Below are 15992 nucleotides of genomic sequence, written 5' to 3' on the forward strand. Positions count from 1 at the left end.
CGCGCAGGAGGCATAATAATGGATAAAATTCGGGTCATACAAATTGGAGCCGGAAGGTTCGGACAATCGTGGATGAAGGTACTGTGTGAATACGAACAAGTGGAATTGGTGGCTGTCGTTGATGTCGTACCGGATAATCTCGCCACAGCGAAGTCGATTACCAACCTGCCGGACTCCCGATTGTTTAGCGGTTTGGAAAGTGCCGTTCAAGCGGTGAAAGCGGATATGGCGCTGATCGTGACACCTCCCCAAACACATAAAAAAATCGCGATGGAGGCACTGCAGGTCGGCTTGCATGTTGTGCTGGAGAAGCCTTTGACGCATACGTTCGATGAAGCTGTCGAGCTGTATGAGGAGAGTAAGAAATACGACAAACATGTCATGATCAGCCAAAACTATCGTTGGAGACCGTGCATCCAAACGCTAAGAAGATTGCTGCGGGAAGAAGCAGTCGGCCGTGTGGGATACATGGAATATGATTTCAGAAAGGCGATCAACGTAGGCGGATGGCGTAACGAGATGAATGAGATATTGCTGGAAGACATGTCCTTGCATCATTTTGACATTATGAGATACGTACTAGGCAAAGAGCCTATGGAAGTGTACGCGCAAAGCTTCAAGCCGCATTGGAGCTGGTTTAACGGAAATCCGACGGCTGGAGCGATGATTCAATTCGAAGACGATGTACGCGTTAATTATTTCGGCAGCTGGGTCAACCGGGGGAGAGAAACAACGTGGAACGGGAACATCCGAGTGTGCGGCGATCAAGGCGCTATCGAAATGATCGATGACCAAATCTTGATCTGGAAGGAAGGCGAGAGTACTGAGCCTGCTGTCGTGGAGCTGGACGAAGCGGAGTATGGCGACAGAATGTCTTCGCTTCATAACTTTGTTCAATCGATTCGCACGAATACAGCTCCACTCACTTCCATTACAGATAACATTAGAAGCTTTGCGCTTACGTGTGCAGCGATTCAATCGACAGAGCAGCAGCAAAAAGTGAAGCTGGATGATTTTTATAAAGTGAACGGTGCCCAATGGTAGAAATAAATAAAAAACACGTTAACGTCGGCATGGTCGGATATAAATTTATGGGTAAAGCGCACAGCAATGCTTACAGCCGGGTAAACATGTTTTTTCCTAATGTCCCCGCAGCGCCGGTCATGAAGCTGATTTGCGGTAGAGATCGGGACGGTGTCGAGCAAGCTGCAAAGCAATTTGGCTGGGGAGGCTGTGTTACGGATTGGCGTGAGCTGCTCAGCGACGATGACATCGATCTTGTCGATATTAATGCTCCGAGTAACGCGCATAAAGAAATTGCGATTGCCGCAGCCAAGGCTGGCAAGCATATTTTTTGTGAAAAGCCATTGGCGTTAAACTTGGCCGATTCCCGTGAAATGCTGAAAGCAGCGGAAGAAGCCGGAATTAAACATATGGTTGGCTTTAATTATCGCTTTGCCCCTGCCGTTCAATTAGCCAAAAAAATCATTCGTGAAGGCAGACTGGGTACCATTTATCATTTCCGCGCATGGTTTTTACAGGATTGGATTATCGATCCGGAATTCCCTTTGGTGTGGAGATTGCAGAAGGATGTTGCGGGGTCCGGTTCGCACGGCGATTTGGGCGCTCATCTGATTGATTTGGCACACTATTTGGTAGGCGATATGACAGAAGTGGTGGGGATGAGCGAGACCTTCATCAAGGATCGGCCGATGCCAGCCTCGATGACCGGCTTAAGTGCAAAAGGAAGCGCAAACGCCCCTAGAGGGACGGTTGATGTTGACGATGCGACATTGTTTTTGGCGCGATTTGCGAATGGCGCTTTGGGCAGCTTCGAGGCGAGCCGATTTGCGGCAGGCCACCGCTGTATGAACGCTTTCGAAATCAACGGCAGCAAAGGCAGCATTAAATTCGATTTTGAACGGTTAAACGAGCTGGAGGTTTATTTTACGGACGATGCCGCCGACGTTCAAGGCTTTCGTAGGGTGCTGGCAACCGATCCTGCTCATGCTTACATGGATGCATGGTGGCCTCCGGGTCATACGATCGGCTACGAGCATACGTTTGTGCATGAGATGCTGGAATTGATGCAGGCCATTCACGAGGACCGTCAACCGGAGCCGAATTTCTCGGAGGGTGTTAAATGCCAGCAAGTGCTGGAAGCCGTGGAGCTGTCCGTAGCCGAACGCAGGTGGGTGAAGGTGAGCGAGCTTTAGCATCGTAAAGCAAATAGTGATAGGGGAGAGTGAGAGCTGTGCAATTAGGCGTATTTTTAAAATTATTCCGTACCCGTTCGTTGGAAGACGCACTGGCGCATGTAGCCAGTCAGGGCATCCAATCCGTGGAGATCGCTACGGGCGGCTATGTAGGCAACCATCATTTGAAGCCGAAGGAAGTGCTTGGAAATCAGCAGGAGATCGATAAAATCAAACGCGCGGTCGAGCAGAACCGGCTTACGATCAGCGCATTAAGCTGTCATGGCAATCCGCTGCATCCGAATTCGGCTATCGCGCAGGAGCATCATGAGGACTTTATCAACTCGATTCTCTTAGCTAAGGAGCTCGGTGTGGACACGGTAGTCAATTTTTCAGGTTGTCCCGGTGAATCCGAAACATCGCAGCGTTCCGTCTGGATTACATGTCCTTGGCCTACCGACTTTCTGGAAACATTAACCTGGCAGTGGGAGCAGAAGGTGATTCCTTATTGGGAGAAGATGGGGCAATTCGCCAGAGAGCATGGCATTAAAATCGCGGTAGAGCCTCATCCGGGTTTCGTTGTTTACAATACGGAGACGGCGGTCAGGCTTTGCGAGGCTGCAGGGGATAATGTCGGAGTGAATTTCGATCCGAGTCATCTGTTCTGGCAAGGCATGGATCCGGTGCTATCGATCTTGCATCTGGGTAGCCGCATTTATCATTTTCACGCTAAAGATACGTCGATTTACAAGCATAATAACGAGCTGAACGGCGTGCTGGATACCAAATCATACCGAGATATCGCGAACCGTTCATGGGCGTTCCGGACAGTCGGATACGGCCACGGGGCGGAATTGTGGAAAGAAATCGTCAGCGCGTTACGCACGGTAGGCTATGACGGTGCCATCAGTATCGAGCACGAGGATGGTCTGATGTCGACGCAGGAAGGATTCAGCAAAGCAGTTCACTTTTTAAAAGACGTGTTGATCACCGAGGATTCGGGAGAAATGTATTGGGCCAGATAAATAGCCGCTAAACATACAACTGCCCCGGGGGAGAATTCATTCCATTCAGGGCATTTAGTTCAGGAGGGTAATAAATTGACGACTTCAGACAACGCGTACCGGGCCATCATGATGAAAAAGATGGATAACGTCGCTACAGCTTTAGAAGATATTCCGGCAGGCATTGATGTGAAGCTGCTGGTTGAGGGTGTCAGCTTAAGCGTTGCTTTGCTGGAGCCGATCCCATTTGGCCATAAGTTTGCAGTCAGGCCGATTGCCGAAAGGGAGGATATTCTCAAATACGGTGAAGTGATCGGTATGGCAAATCGCATCATCAAGCTGGGTGAGCATGTGCACGTTCATAACTTAGACGGAAAAAGAGGCAGAGGTGATCAAGTTGGAGCTTAACACGAAATTTTGGGGATATCGCCGTAAAGACGGGGCTGTTGGTGTACGTAATCATGTATTGATTTTACCTACGATCGTTTGCGCTACGCAATCCGCTATGCGCATCACGGAGCTCGTGCAGGGGACGGTATCATTTGTTCACCAGCATGGCTGCGCTCAGGTTGGCGTCGACTACGATCAAACATTCCGCACATATGTCGGCATCGGATGTAATCCGAACGTGTATGGAGTCGTTGTGCTTGGTCTTGGCTGCGAAACGCATCAAGGGCGGAGCGTGGCAAATGAAATTGCCAAACGGACAGGAAAGCCGGTTGAGCTTGTTTCGATTCAGGACCATGGCGGTACATTAATGACGATTGCCAAAGGTGCGCAAGTAGCGGCACGAATGGTGCAGGACGCATCGATGCAGCGCCGGGAAGAGTGCGATATCAGCGAATTGATCGTCGCTACGGAATGCGGCGGTTCGGACGCCTGCTCCGGTCTGTCGGCGAACCCCGCGGTTGGCGTTGTCAGCGATATGATCGTAGATGGTGGCGGTACGGCGATTTTGGCGGAAACGTCGGAAATTATCGGTGCGGAGCATTTGCTTGCGGACCGTGCGGTAGACGACAAGGTAGCCAAGCGTGTTTATGAGGTTATTGAAGCGATGGAGCAGAAAGCTATTTTCATGGGGGTCGACATCCGCACCGGCAATCCGACTCCAGGCAACATTAAAGGCGGGTTAAGCTCGCTCGAGGAAAAATCGCTCGGAGCGGCGGCGAAAGCAGGCTCCCGTCCTCTGCAGGAGCTGATCAATTACGCGGAAAATCCGACGAAGAAAGGTTTAGTCTGGATGGACACGCCTGGGCAAGACATCGAGCAGCTCACCGGCATGGTTGCGGGTGGGGCGCAGGTTGTGTTGTTTACTAGCGGACGCGGAACGCCGACAGGATCACCGATCGCTCCGGTTATCAAAATTGCGACCAATACCCGGATGTTCGAAAATATGTCTGACAACATGGACATGAACGCGGGAACAATCATTGAAGGCAAGGAATCGGTGCAGGACGTAGGACAGCGCATTTACGACGAAGTACTGCAGGTAGCGACCGGTAAAATGACGAAAGCGGAAATATTGAAGCAATACGACTTCGGAATTAATCGGATCGGCCCTACGTTCTAAAGATTGCTGCAAAAAGGAGGGTGTACATGAATAAGATTAAAGCAGCCATATTGGGCTCAGGAAATATAGGTACAGATTTAATGTACAAGCTGGAGCGCAGCGACTTTCTGGAGCTGACCGCCGTTATTGGCATTGATCCAGAATCGGACGGCTTGAAAAGAGCCGCTTCCAGAGGGTATGCGACCTTCGCTAACGGAATTCAGGCTGTAGTCGAAAATCCGAGCATAGCCGATATTGTATTTGATGCGACTTCCGCCAAAGCGCATGTGCGGCATGCAAAGGTTTTAAAGGAATTAGGCAAAATGGCGATTGACCTGACCCCAGCCGCCCGCGGGCCATTTTTGAGTCCTGCCGTTAATTTTATGGATCATTTGGACGCTCCGAACGTTAATATGATCACATGCGGCGGCCAAGCGACGATTCCGATCGTGTATGCGATTAATCAGGTGGCAGATGTGGCTTATGCAGAAATTGTTGCCACTATTTCCAGCAGAAGCGCCGGACCCGGCACCCGGGCGAACATCGACGAATTTACGACAACGACCCGTCGCGGCTTGGAGGAAGTAGGGGGCGCGGATTGCGGAAAGGCTCTGATTATATTAAATCCGGCAAACCCGCCGATTATGATGAGAAATACGGTGTACTGCGAAGTACGGAATATGAATCAGGACGCGATTACCCAAGCTGTACACAACATGGTAAATCAAGTGAAGCAATATGTGCCGGGTTACCGGCTGAAGCAGGATGTTTTATTCGATGAAGAAAAGGTAACGATTCTCCTGGAGGTTGAAGGAGCCGGCGATTATTTCGAGCCGTATGCGGGCAATCTCGATATCATGACCGCTGCCGCAGTGCGGATCGGAGAGCAATTCGCGCGGCATAAGCTCTCATTGGCATCCAACGGGGAAGGAGTGAATGCGAAGTGATTCCAACTAGTACTGTACCGGTACGTATAACGGAAGTATGTCTCAGGGACGGCAGCCATGCTGTCGCCCACCAATTTACGGTGGAGCAGGTTCGCGAAGTGACCCGCGCACTGGACGATGCGGGTATGCATTATATTGAGGTCAGCCACGGCGATGGATTAGGCGGCTCTACACTTCAGTACGGTCGGTCACTCGTCGACGAGATGAAGCTGATAGAAGCCGCGGTGGAGCAGTGCAAGCAGTCGAAAGTCGCTGTGCTGCTCATCCCTGGCATCGGCACCGTACATGAGCTGAAGCAGGCACATTCGCTAGGGGCCAAGCTGGTGCGAGTAGCGACGCACGTCACGGAAGCGGACGTATCGGCACAGCACCTTCAAGTTGCCCGTGAGCTTGGCATGGAGGCGCTTGGCTTTTTGATGATGGCGCATTCCGCGCCTGTCGATGTGTTGGTGGAGCAAGCGAAGCTGATGGAGAGCTACGGCGCTCAGGCTGTTTATGTAACCGACTCGGCCGGCACTTTGCTGCCTGAACAAGTCCAAGAGCGCGTTCGCGCACTGCGCAATGCCGTCTCCTGCGAAATCGGCTTTCATGCTCATAACAATCTTTCGCTAGCCGTGGCGAATACGCTTATTGCTATTCAAGAAGGAGCCACCCGAATCGACAGCAGCGTCAGGTGCCTTGGCGCAGGTTCAGGCAATACGCAAACGGAGGCATTGCTCGCAGTGCTCGAGCGGCGCGGTGTCGATCTTGGCATTGATTTGTTTAAAATGATGGATCTCGCCGAAGACATCGTCGCCCCGATTATGCACCGCGTACCGGAGGTTAATAAAGGCAGCTTGGCAATGGGCTTTGCCGGCGTTTATTCCAGCTTTCTGCTTCACGCAGAGCGAGCTGGAAAACGATTTGGCGTCGATCCGCGCAACATTCTAATTGAGCTCGGACGCCGTAAAGCGGTCGGTGGCCAAGAAGATATGATTGTCGACGTTGCCGCCGAGTTGGCGAAACAAAAATAAACAAGCAGGGATTGAGCTGGTTTGATCCCCAAAAAGATCGTTTCTCGTCCCTCGTACCGTCTTGGCCAGGGAAGGAACGGTTTTTTTGTCGTGGTTTGTTTTATTTTCCTGTGGCGCGGAAGACAAAGATATGGATTGCAAGTAGAGAGGAGTGCTTGACGAAGCAGAAGAATGGTTATCATAGATATAACAAATTTTCCTGTACTTTGGATAGATAGCCGCGTGCGATATACGTTTTTTTGCATAACCTATAAAAGGGCGACAGATGGATGTACGGTACAATGATTTGTAAATGTTGTGAAAAATAGACATTAAGGTGACAACGGGCCTGTTTTTGCGATATAATGTCTATTTAGGAATGTTTAATAATGATTACTAAGGAGTTGTCCTATACATGGCTTTAAAAGCAGGGATCGTGGGTTTGCCGAACGTGGGAAAATCCACTTTATTTAATGCGATTACGCAAGCGGGCGCCGAGTCGGCGAACTACCCTTTTTGCACGATAGATCCGAATGTAGGTGTAGTAGAGGTTCCGGACGAGCGACTTGTTAAGCTAACTGAGCTTGTAGTTCCGAAAAGTGTAGTACCTACTGCATTTGAGTTCATTGATATTGCAGGTATTGTTAAGGGCGCGAGCAAGGGGGAAGGGCTTGGTAACAAGTTTCTTGCCCATATTAGAGAAGTAGACGCTATCGTGCATGTTGTTCGGTGTTTTCAAGATGAGAATATTACGCATGTATCCGGCGGGGTTAACCCACTTAGTGATATTGAGACGATCAACCTGGAGCTTATTTTGGCTGATGTGGAGTCTGTTGAGAAGCGGATTGACCGTTCCCGTAAAAACATGAAGGGCGGCGACAAGAAGTATGCGGCGGAAGTCGAGTGCCTTGAGCGCATAAAAGACGCTTTGTATAACGACAAGCCAGCGCGCAGCGTTGAAATGAGCGAAGATGAGAAGCTGCTGATCCGCGATCTGCATCTGTTGACCATGAAGCCGATGCTGTATGCGGCCAATGTAAGCGAAGAAGAAGTGGCATCTGCCGATGATAATCCGTTTGTGCAGAAGGTGCGTGAGTACGCGGCTCTAGAGGGTGCGGAAGTAGTGCCAATCAGTGCGAAGGTGGAGTCGGAGATAGCTGAGCTGGAAGGCGAAGATAAAGCAATGTTCCTCGAGGAGCTTGGCTTGCAGGAATCCGGTTTGAATCGTCTGATAAAAGCGGCATATAAGCTGCTTGGATTGTACACCTACTTTACTGCAGGCGTGCAGGAGGTTCGTGCATGGACAATTCGCATGGGTACGAAAGCGCCTCAAGCTGCTGGAGTTATTCATACTGATTTTGAACGTGGCTTTATCCGCGCGGAAGTGGTTGCCTACGATGACTTGGTTAATGCGGGGTCCATGAACGCGGCGAAGGAAAAGGGTCAGGTTCGTTTGGAAGGTAAAGAATACGTTGTAAAAGATGGCGATGTCATGCATTTCCGATTCAACGTTTAGCGTTGCAATCGGATAAAAATAAAAGTACAGGTAAGTGAGCGGACGATTTAATCATAAGCAAGCAGTTACAAGTGTAGGGCGGAGATGCTCCGGCAGGGTCGGCACGATTCCCGCAGGTGGTGCCTCGGCCTTTCTCGGCGAGATGTGATTAAACAAATTTCAGTACAAGGGGTGAATTATTGTGTTAGACAGATTACAATCACTGGCTGATCGCTATGATAAATTAAGCGAGCTTCTTTGCGATCCCGATGTTACAAGCGATACGAAGAAGCTTCGGGAATATTCCAAGGAGCAATCGGATTTGCAGGAATCCTATGAAGCTTACACGGAATATAAGAGCGTTGTGGAGCAGCATGATGCGGCACGGGCTATGCAAAATGAGAAGTTGGACGATGAAATGCGCGAGCTAGTTAAAATGGAGCTCGATGAGCTTTCTCAGCGTAAGGAAGAGCTTGAGGCTCTTATTAATGTTTTAATGCTGCCGAAGGATCCGAATGATGACAAGAACGTGATCGTGGAAATTCGCGGCGCGGCAGGCGGAGATGAAGCTGCTTTGTTCGCCTCTGACCTTTACCGGATGTATACCAAATATGCTGATGTACAAGGCTGGCGGACCGAAATCATGGATGTTAACATGAATGATTTGGGTGGTTTTAAAGAGATTATTTTTATGGTTAACGGAAAAGGCGCGTACAGTAAGCTGAAATACGAAAGCGGCGCGCATCGGGTACAACGAATTCCTACAACGGAATCGGGAGGCCGGATTCATACTTCAACCTCCACGGTTGCAGTAATGCCGGAGATGGAAGAGTTCGATATTGAAATTCACGATAGCGATATTCGCGTGGATACATTCTGTTCCAGTGGAGCAGGTGGGCAGTCGGTTAACACGACTAAATCAGCAGTTCGTGTAACACATGTGCCTACGGGGATTGTTGCTACCTGTCAGGATGGCAAATCGCAAAACTCTAATAAGGACAAAGCGCTGCAGGTGCTTCGGGCACGGATTTTTGATAAGTTCCAGCAGGAGGAAATGTCCAAATATGCTGGTGATCGGAAAAGCAAGGTGGGTACGGGCGACCGAAGCGAACGAATTCGGACGTACAACTTCCCGCAAAGCCGAGTAACGGATCACAGGATAGGGCTGACGCTGCACCGTTTGGATGCAGTTTTGAACGGCGATATGGGAGAGATTGTTTCCGCACTTACGATTGCTGCGCAATCGGATTTGATGGATAAAGGAGATCAAGAATAAACCGATGACCGCTGAACAGCAGTTGACGATACGTGAAGCCTATGTTGAGGCTTCTTCTTTTTTGCTGGGGCATCAAGTGCAGGAAGCGGCTAACTGCGCGGATTTGCTCCTTCAGCATGTGCTTGGCTATACGCGCAGTGAGCTGCTTTTGCGCTGGCAGGAAATGTTCCCCGTAGAACAATTGGAGCTGTGGCAGGAGCTGCTGGAGCGTAAAGCGTCTGGGGAGCCGGTCCAATATATTATCGGGGAGCAGGAGTTTTATGGTCTTCCTTTTACAGTGAATCCAGCGGTTCTGATCCCTCGGCCGGAGACGGAGCTGCTGGTTGAGCAGGTGGTGCTGCTTGGGAAACAGCTGTGGCCGGGAGCGGAAGCAGAGAGCCGAGCGAGTGGAGCGGGGGCAGAGAGTTTAGAGGTCACGTCGGGAGCGAATGAGAGCGGTGAAGCAGGACTCGAAGCGAGGCGAGCGACGGATCAATCGGGAATCGGACAAGACTGTGGCGAACCAGAGCAGGAGCGGGAAGCAGGAGTGGGGCCGCTGATTGCGGACATCGGCGCAGGAAGCGGGGCAATCGCGGTGAGCCTTGCCATGCAGTGCCCGCGGTGGTGCATCGTGAGCTCTGACATCTCGCCAGCTGCGCTGGCGGTAGCTGAAGCGAACGCGGAGCGCCATGGGGTTAGTGAGCGGGTCACCTTCATAGAAGGTGACTTGCTCATGCCTTATATCGAGCGCGGCTTGAGACTCGATGCAGTGGTATCCAATCCGCCGTACATTCCGGAGGCGGATGAAGCTGGGCTGCAGCCCGAGGTACGGCTGCATGAGCCTCGCACCGCGCTGTATGGCGGGGCGGACGGGCTTGTGCTGTACCGGCGGTTGGCTGCGCAGCTCAAAGAGCTGGCGGTGATGCCGGCGCTGGTGGGGCTTGAGGTTGGTCTTGGTCAAGCCCAAGCGGTGGCGAAGCTGCTCAGCGATGTCGCAGAATGGGATGAAGTCCGGATCGTACCGGATTTGGCTGGTATTGAGCGTCATGTTATTGCTGTTCGTTACAGCAAGTAAATCTATTAACTTATTAGCTTCATAGCCAAAACTAGTGTTCCCCAAATCAGTAGCAAATAGTTTGCCTGGAATTTCTCCAGCTAATTAGCCCATCACTTCCTCCATAAGCAGACTAACTGGAAAAGCTCCATCTTCGGTAGCGTTTATAGGGGGATAGGCCGTGAGGAGCTGAATTTGCTGGGGATTTTCCCGTTATTTGCGGCGATGAACTCACATGGCCTATCGCTTTTTCATTAAGTACAGGGCTTTGCTGTTGAATACTATTAACTATCAAATTTAATAGATTACTAGGTTTAAACTCTCTCGCATAGGACCATACTAGGACTATGAAATCGAGAAGCAGCGATGCGGGAGAGGCGGCTTAACCATGGTGAAACGGACTTCGTGGAAACGTTATGTTTATATTATTTTTGCACTTATACTATTAATTACTTGTTGGGAAGCGAACCGTGAGCAGGGCGTAGTGCTTGCTTCGACTGTAAATAAAGAAAGCTCCGGCGAAGCTATACCACAGGAATCGATTCGCTTGCGTATTTTAGCTAATTCCGATTCGCCTGCCGATCAATGGATTAAGCGCGAGGTGCGCGATGCTATCGTTAGGCAGATGAATGAATGGGTTGGAGAGCCTCAAGGTATAGAGGAAGCGAGAACGATAGTCCGTAAGCATTTGCCGGAGTTAAACGAATTGGTAGGAGAGACGCTGCGACAGAATGGATTTTCCTACACGTACGAGGCGGAGCTAGGAGTTGTTCCTTTTCCTGCCAAAATGTACGGCAATCAAATATACCCTGCAGGCGATTATGAGGCTCTTCGAGTATCTATCGGAACGGCTGAGGGGCAAAATTGGTGGTGCGTGTTGTTCCCGCCGTTGTGCTTTGTGAATTCAGAAGTAATTGTTAAGAAAACGAATGTTGCAAATGCAGAGCCCGATGCTTCTGTTAATAAAGAAAATAGTCCATCGCAGGATAAAAAAATGCAAACGGATAAGGGAAATAAAGCACAGGCAGCAGATGGTGCTGCAGATAAGAAGAAACCCGAGGGAACTGCCAAAGTAAGCGGGAAAGACGGTCAAGTTCAAACTGCTAATGGAACACAGGCGTCAGCTGAGCAGCCGGAGATCCGTTTCTTCCTTTGGGACATGTTGAAAAAACTAGGTTCTTTGTTTGCCTGATAGGGAGAATTCAAAAAGTCGACTAGTGAATGCAAGATCCGATGTCGAGTAAGCGTCCTGAGGTACTACGTGATCAATGAGGACTTTTTGAACAACCTCTAATAATCTATTAAGATAAAAGTAAATTAGGCAACAATAAGCCGTCTAATTCAAGACAAGGATGGGGCATTGAAGATGACAGCGAATTGGAAAGTTTCTGCGGTCTCGCCGCAGGCGGAGGAATTAGCGGAAGCAGCTAGAGTGCTTCGTGAAGGCGGCGTTGTCGCTTTTCCTACTGAAACCGTATATGGACTTGGTGCGGATGCACGGCAAACGGATGCAGTAATGAAAATTTTTTCAGCAAAAGGTAGACCATCAGATAATCCGCTAATTGTACATATAGCCAATCGGTCTCAAATCGAAGAGCTGGCCGCTCCTCCCGATGAGGCCGTTTCGCGTTTGCTGGATGCCTTCTGGCCGGGCCCGTTGACTGTCGTGTTGCCAGTCTTGCCTGGGGCCCTCTCCCCGCTGGTGACCGCGGGGCTCAGCACAGTCGGGCTGCGTATGCCCGACCATCCCGTGGCGCTGCAGCTTCTTGCCGCTGCTGGCTGCCCCGTGGCTGCCCCGAGCGCTAACCGCTCGGGCAGGCCCAGCCCAACACTTGCTGCGCATGTGTTGGAGGATCTGGCCGGCCGCATCGACGGCATCGTCGACGGAGGCCCGACAGGCGTCGGGCTCGAGTCGACGGTCGTGGAGTACACCCCTGCAGCCGCTGGTAGCGGCGGTGGAGGCGTGCTCCACATCCTGCGGCCCGGAGGCGTCACGGCAGCCCAGCTGCGCCGGGTGCTGCCTGAAGCAGAGGTGCGCGAAGCCTCTGCGCACCATGAACAAGCTCAGGCGCCGCGGGCGCCGGGCATGAAGTACACGCATTACGCGCCGCGCGGCGTAATGACCCTCGTTCAGGGCGATGCCCCTGAACGGGTGCTCGCTCGCTTGCAGCGCGAGCTCGATGAAGCCCGCGCGCGTGGCGAACGCACAGGCGTGCTCACGTATCGCGAGCACGCCGATGCGCTGCGCGCGGACCACGTCGTCGCCTGCGGTAGCCTTGGCGACCTGGAAAGCGTAGCGCACGAGCTGTACGCCGCGCTGCGCGGTTTCGATGAAGCTGATGTTGGCTTCATCGTGGCTGAGGCATGCCCCGAAGTAGGCCTCGGGGTCGCCATTATGAACCGGCTTCGCAAAGCAGCCGGTGACCGTGTCATTCGTGTATAAGCCCACATCTTAAGGTGAGAGCTTAAGATATATATTCTCATCCCTGATTAGCTAGTTCTATAGGATGTCACTGTCCCTCATTCCCATCTCAGGTATGTTTACCTCCTTGTCCGCATATGTTGGTTAGGAATGGGACGGGGGGTAGAGGGGAAGATGGAGTGGGCATCACCGCTGATGATAGGCCAGCTGATTACTTTATTGATAATGGCTGTCGCCTTGGGGTTGGACGCGCTATCGCTCGGGATTGGGATCGGGATGAGGGGAATCCGCAAGCTGCATATTATCCAGTTGAGCCTCCTGATCGCATTATTTCATATGCTCATGCCCTTGGTGGGTATGTTTACAGGGGGCTATGTAGGTTCGCTCCTAGGAGGAGTAGCTACGAAAGCTGGCGGTATCCTGCTTGTACTTCTTGGGGTGCATATGGTGTACAGCTCCTTAAAAGGCGAAGCTGCGCGTTCCATAGATCACAATACGACGTGGGGAATGGTTTTATTTGCACTCAGCGTTAGCATCGACTCATTTTCCGTCGGAGTATCGTTAGGTATGTTTGCGGGGGATAGGTTTTTGACCGTAGTATTGTTTGGGGCGGTTGGAGGGTTAATGTCGATAATCGGATTGATGCTGGGCCGCAGATTAGGTCGCTGGATTGGTGAATATGGAGAAGCTATGGGTGGCGTCATTCTGCTGGCATTTGGAATCAACTTTCTGCTATAAGAGGGTTGTTTAAAAGGTCATCTTTTGATCGAGAAGTAGCTCAGAAAGCTGTTTCGTATCGACTCTTGCATTAAAAAGCTGAATTTTTAACATCCACATTAAGGAAATCACCTATAATAGTCATAGCGGATTCCATAAAACCATTCTTTTGAGGTACAATAAGGGTGAGGCTCATAGCAGCCCATCTTGATGAAGAAGGCAGGGATTTCCGATGAATCGAATTTTGTTCGTTTGTACCGGCAACACCTGCCGTAGTCCGATGGCGGAAGGAATACTGCGCCGAATGTTAGAAGAACACGGTTTGCAGCATATAGAAGTCCGTTCGGCGGGAGTAGCGGCATATGACGGCTCACCCGTATCCGGGAATGCGGCAGCCATTTTGAAGGAAAAAGGATTTAAGGAAGCATTAACTTCTTCCTCTTTAAAGGGAGAGCTGCTCAATTGGGCAGATTTGGTGCTTACAATGACATCGGGGCATAAACATCATGCTATTCAGCGTTTTCCTGAGTACATCGATAAAATTTACACGTTAAAAGAATTCGTCGATGACTCGGAAGCAGCAGATCAGCTTGCCGAGCTGGAGCGTCTGGTTGCTGAGCTTGAGGTTAAGCGCGCATTGTCCCAGCCGGTGACAGGGGAAGAGCGTGCAAGGATACAGCTGCTGGAGCGAGGGCTTCCCGATTATGATATTGCGGATCCTTTTGGGGGCTCTGTGATTCTGTATCGCCAGTGCGCCGAAGAGATTGAAAGCTGTTTGATTAAGTTGATTCGTAAAATAGGTTAGGCTAAGTAAGATTAAGGCGCTGCTGATGTGGTGAGTGGTCAGATTTAAGCATGATTCTATGCTGTGTGAAGGGTGAATAGGCTCTGTATGCCCAAATGATTTGATGATTTTTGACCTATTCTATGGATGGTTTCATGGCTATTTTTGGGCTTTACAGGGAAGGTTATTTCCGCTATGATATAGCTTATATAGAGGGACCCGATGTAACTGGCGACGAGTGGGATTAACCACAGTGGAGCATCGGGACATACGGCCGGTCGCCTGGGCAAAGAGCATTGTTGTGCTGTAAATAGCACGCAGTATGCTCTTTTTTCGTTTTTTCGACAGCTTTCGGTTATAATGAAATCAACAACAATCAGGAGGCGAATCGCTTTGAAAATTGCAATTGGAGCAGATCACGCAGGAGTTCGTTTAAAAGATGAGTTGATTGGATTTATTGAGTCATTGGGTCATCAAGTATCGGATCTTGGCTGTAATTGTACAGATTCCGTTGATTATCCGGACTATGCAATTGCGGTGTGCGATCAGGTTGTATCCGGTGCAGCAGACAAGGGATTTCTTATTTGCGGCACGGGCATTGGGATGACGATCGCTGCTAATAAAGTGCCTGGTATCCGCTGTGCGTTGGTTCATGATTTATTTTCCGCAAAAGCTACCAGAGAGCATAACGATACGAATGTGTTGGCGATGGGGGAACGCGTAGTTGGACCCGGGGTTGCTCAGGAAATCGTGAAAATATGGTTAGAAACAGAGTTCTCTAATGGGGAGCGTCACCTTAACCGAATTAACAAGGTAAAAGCGTTAGAAGATAAATTCGCGATTCATCCGTAATCGGCAGCCCGATGAAAGAGGTGGAAGCAATGAGCCAAACAGATCATTCAGGCAGCACTGCTGATCAGGAAAGCGAATTGGATTTGGGTCAGATCCGACCTTTGGCAGAGCAAGTACTTCGCGAATTGGCCCAAGCGGGAAAGCTCGAAGCAGGCCAGCTTGTTGTTATTGGGACAAGCACCAGTGAAGTGCTAGGGCATCACATTGGCACCTTCGGTACGGAAGAGGTAGCTGCGCATTTGTTCGCTGCAGTCGAAGCTGTGCGGGCCGAGATTGGGTTCTATCCCGTCTATCAATGCTGTGAGCATCTGAATCGGGCATTGGTTATAGAGCGGGAAGCTATGCGGGAGTATCGGCTGGAACAGGTAGCTGTTGTTCCGGTGCCGCGAGCTGGCGGTTCAATGGCATCCTATGCCTATAAAAACCTTCAGCAGGCTTGCGTGGTAGAATCGATACAGGCGCATGCCGGTATCGATATCGGCGGCACACTGATCGGTATGCATTTGAAGCCTGTAGCGGTTCCGCTCCGTCCTTCCATCCGTATGATAGGCCATGCAACTGTACAGATGGCTTATACCAGGCCGAAGCTGATTGGCGGCGCGCGAGCTGTATATGCTTCAGTGGCAGAGGATTCTAAGATCCATACGGATCGCGCTTCAGACATCGATACATGCAGTTGAATGATAGATTTGCGAATTTATTATCCTAATATGTTTCTTATACAAA

The 15992-nt window shown here is 50.6% G+C and carries 16 protein-coding genes and 1 riboswitch; all 16 genes read left to right on the top strand.

From position 1 onward, the window contains the following. Nucleotides 1–18: 18 nt before the first annotated feature. The 16 genes from GC093_RS17740 (at nucleotide 19) to GC093_RS17815 (ending at nucleotide 15946) form a co-directional block, all read left to right on the top strand. Nucleotides 19–1044: a Gfo/Idh/MocA family protein gene (locus GC093_RS17740; RefSeq protein ID WP_171653233.1), complete on the top strand. Its 1026-nt coding sequence runs from the start codon at nucleotides 19–21 to the stop codon at nucleotides 1042–1044. Further along, entirely contained in the window at nucleotides 1038–2216 is a 1179-nt protein-coding gene (locus GC093_RS17745; RefSeq protein ID WP_171653234.1) for a Gfo/Idh/MocA family protein, read from the top strand. Before GC093_RS17740 ends, GC093_RS17745 begins: the two co-directional genes overlap by 7 nt. Before the next feature lie 38 nt (nucleotides 2217–2254). Beyond that, entirely contained in the window at nucleotides 2255–3220 is a 966-nt protein-coding gene (locus tag GC093_RS17750; protein WP_171653235.1) for a sugar phosphate isomerase/epimerase family protein, read from the top strand. Nucleotides 3221–3328: 108 nt separating this feature from the next. Further along, complete coding sequence (locus GC093_RS17755; protein ID WP_171653377.1) at nucleotides 3329–3607, top strand: UxaA family hydrolase; 279 nt, start codon at nucleotides 3329–3331, stop codon at nucleotides 3605–3607. Next, entirely contained in the window at nucleotides 3591–4769 is a 1179-nt protein-coding gene (locus GC093_RS17760; protein WP_376768661.1) for a UxaA family hydrolase, read from the top strand. Before GC093_RS17755 ends, GC093_RS17760 begins: the two co-directional genes overlap by 17 nt. Before the next feature lie 26 nt (nucleotides 4770–4795). After that, entirely contained in the window at nucleotides 4796–5695 is a 900-nt protein-coding gene (locus GC093_RS17765; RefSeq protein ID WP_171653236.1) for an acetaldehyde dehydrogenase (acetylating), read from the top strand. Continuing rightward, nucleotides 5692–6708 (top strand): 4-hydroxy-2-oxovalerate aldolase, encoded by a 1017-nt coding sequence (gene dmpG / locus GC093_RS17770; protein WP_171653237.1) that lies wholly within the window; start codon nucleotides 5692–5694, stop codon nucleotides 6706–6708. The genes GC093_RS17765 and dmpG overlap by 4 nt, the downstream gene beginning before the upstream one ends. Before the next feature lie 394 nt (nucleotides 6709–7102). After that, the gene (gene ychF, locus GC093_RS17775; protein WP_171653238.1) at nucleotides 7103–8203 is read left to right on the top strand and encodes a redox-regulated ATPase YchF; all 1101 of its coding nucleotides are present in this window, start codon (nucleotides 7103–7105) and stop codon (nucleotides 8201–8203) included. A gap of 181 nt (nucleotides 8204–8384) precedes the next feature. Continuing rightward, a complete protein-coding gene (gene prfA / locus GC093_RS17780) occupies nucleotides 8385–9458 on the top strand; it encodes a peptide chain release factor 1 (protein ID WP_171653239.1) in 1074 nt (357 codons plus the stop codon). Nucleotides 9459–9462: 4 nt separating this feature from the next. Further along, complete coding sequence (locus GC093_RS17785) at nucleotides 9463–10512, top strand: N5-glutamine methyltransferase family protein (RefSeq protein WP_171653240.1); 1050 nt, start codon at nucleotides 9463–9465, stop codon at nucleotides 10510–10512. Nucleotides 10513–10879: 367 nt separating this feature from the next. Further along, nucleotides 10880–11683 carry a stage II sporulation protein R gene (gene spoIIR, locus GC093_RS17790; RefSeq protein ID WP_171653241.1) on the top strand — a complete coding sequence of 268 codons (804 nt, stop codon included), beginning with the start codon at nucleotides 10880–10882 and terminating at the stop codon, nucleotides 11681–11683. Nucleotides 11684–11857: 174 nt separating this feature from the next. After that, a complete protein-coding gene (locus tag GC093_RS17795; RefSeq protein WP_171653378.1) occupies nucleotides 11858–12934 on the top strand; it encodes an L-threonylcarbamoyladenylate synthase in 1077 nt (358 codons plus the stop codon). Between the two features lie 153 nt (nucleotides 12935–13087). Then, nucleotides 13088–13651: a manganese efflux pump MntP gene (locus GC093_RS17800; RefSeq protein ID WP_171653242.1), complete on the top strand. Its 564-nt coding sequence runs from the start codon at nucleotides 13088–13090 to the stop codon at nucleotides 13649–13651. A 211-nt stretch (nucleotides 13652–13862) separates the two neighbouring features. Further along, nucleotides 13863–14435: a low molecular weight protein arginine phosphatase gene (locus GC093_RS17805; protein WP_171653243.1), complete on the top strand. Its 573-nt coding sequence runs from the start codon at nucleotides 13863–13865 to the stop codon at nucleotides 14433–14435. A gap of 193 nt (nucleotides 14436–14628) precedes the next feature. Further along, nucleotides 14629–14709, top strand: a riboswitch (ZMP/ZTP riboswitch). 98 nt (nucleotides 14710–14807) lie between these two features. Continuing rightward, entirely contained in the window at nucleotides 14808–15266 is a 459-nt protein-coding gene (rpiB, locus tag GC093_RS17810; protein WP_171653244.1) for a ribose 5-phosphate isomerase B, read from the top strand. A gap of 29 nt (nucleotides 15267–15295) precedes the next feature. Further along, entirely contained in the window at nucleotides 15296–15946 is a 651-nt protein-coding gene (locus tag GC093_RS17815; protein ID WP_171653245.1) for a TIGR01440 family protein, read from the top strand. The last annotated feature ends 46 nt before the right edge of the window (nucleotides 15947–15992 follow it).

The sequence above is a fragment of the Paenibacillus foliorum genome (assembly GCF_013141765.1).
GTDB classification, from domain to species: domain Bacteria; phylum Bacillota; class Bacilli; order Paenibacillales; family NBRC-103111; genus Paenibacillus_S; species Paenibacillus_S foliorum.

Bases quoted from the DNA above. Each gene is read 5' to 3' on its own strand.
- spoIIR (WP_171653241.1), top strand. From the start codon at position 10,880: ATGGTGAAACGGACTTCGTGGAAACGTTATGTTTATATTATTTTTGCA.
- GC093_RS17740 (WP_171653233.1), top strand. From the start codon at position 19: ATGGATAAAATTCGGGTCATACAAATTGGAGCCGGAAGGTTCGGACAA.
- ychF (WP_171653238.1), top strand. From the start codon at position 7,103: ATGGCTTTAAAAGCAGGGATCGTGGGTTTGCCGAACGTGGGAAAATCC.
- GC093_RS17805 (WP_171653243.1), top strand. From the start codon at position 13,863: ATGAATCGAATTTTGTTCGTTTGTACCGGCAACACCTGCCGTAGTCCG.
- GC093_RS17795 (WP_171653378.1), top strand. From the start codon at position 11,858: ATGACAGCGAATTGGAAAGTTTCTGCGGTCTCGCCGCAGGCGGAGGAA.
- GC093_RS17755 (WP_171653377.1), top strand. From the start codon at position 3,329: ATGATGAAAAAGATGGATAACGTCGCTACAGCTTTAGAAGATATTCCG.
- GC093_RS17800 (WP_171653242.1), top strand. From the start codon at position 13,088: ATGGAGTGGGCATCACCGCTGATGATAGGCCAGCTGATTACTTTATTG.
- GC093_RS17745 (WP_171653234.1), top strand. From the start codon at position 1,038: ATGGTAGAAATAAATAAAAAACACGTTAACGTCGGCATGGTCGGATAT.
- GC093_RS17765 (WP_171653236.1), top strand. From the start codon at position 4,796: ATGAATAAGATTAAAGCAGCCATATTGGGCTCAGGAAATATAGGTACA.
- GC093_RS17785 (WP_171653240.1), top strand. From the start codon at position 9,463: ATGACCGCTGAACAGCAGTTGACGATACGTGAAGCCTATGTTGAGGCT.
- GC093_RS17815 (WP_171653245.1), top strand. From the start codon at position 15,296: ATGAGCCAAACAGATCATTCAGGCAGCACTGCTGATCAGGAAAGCGAA.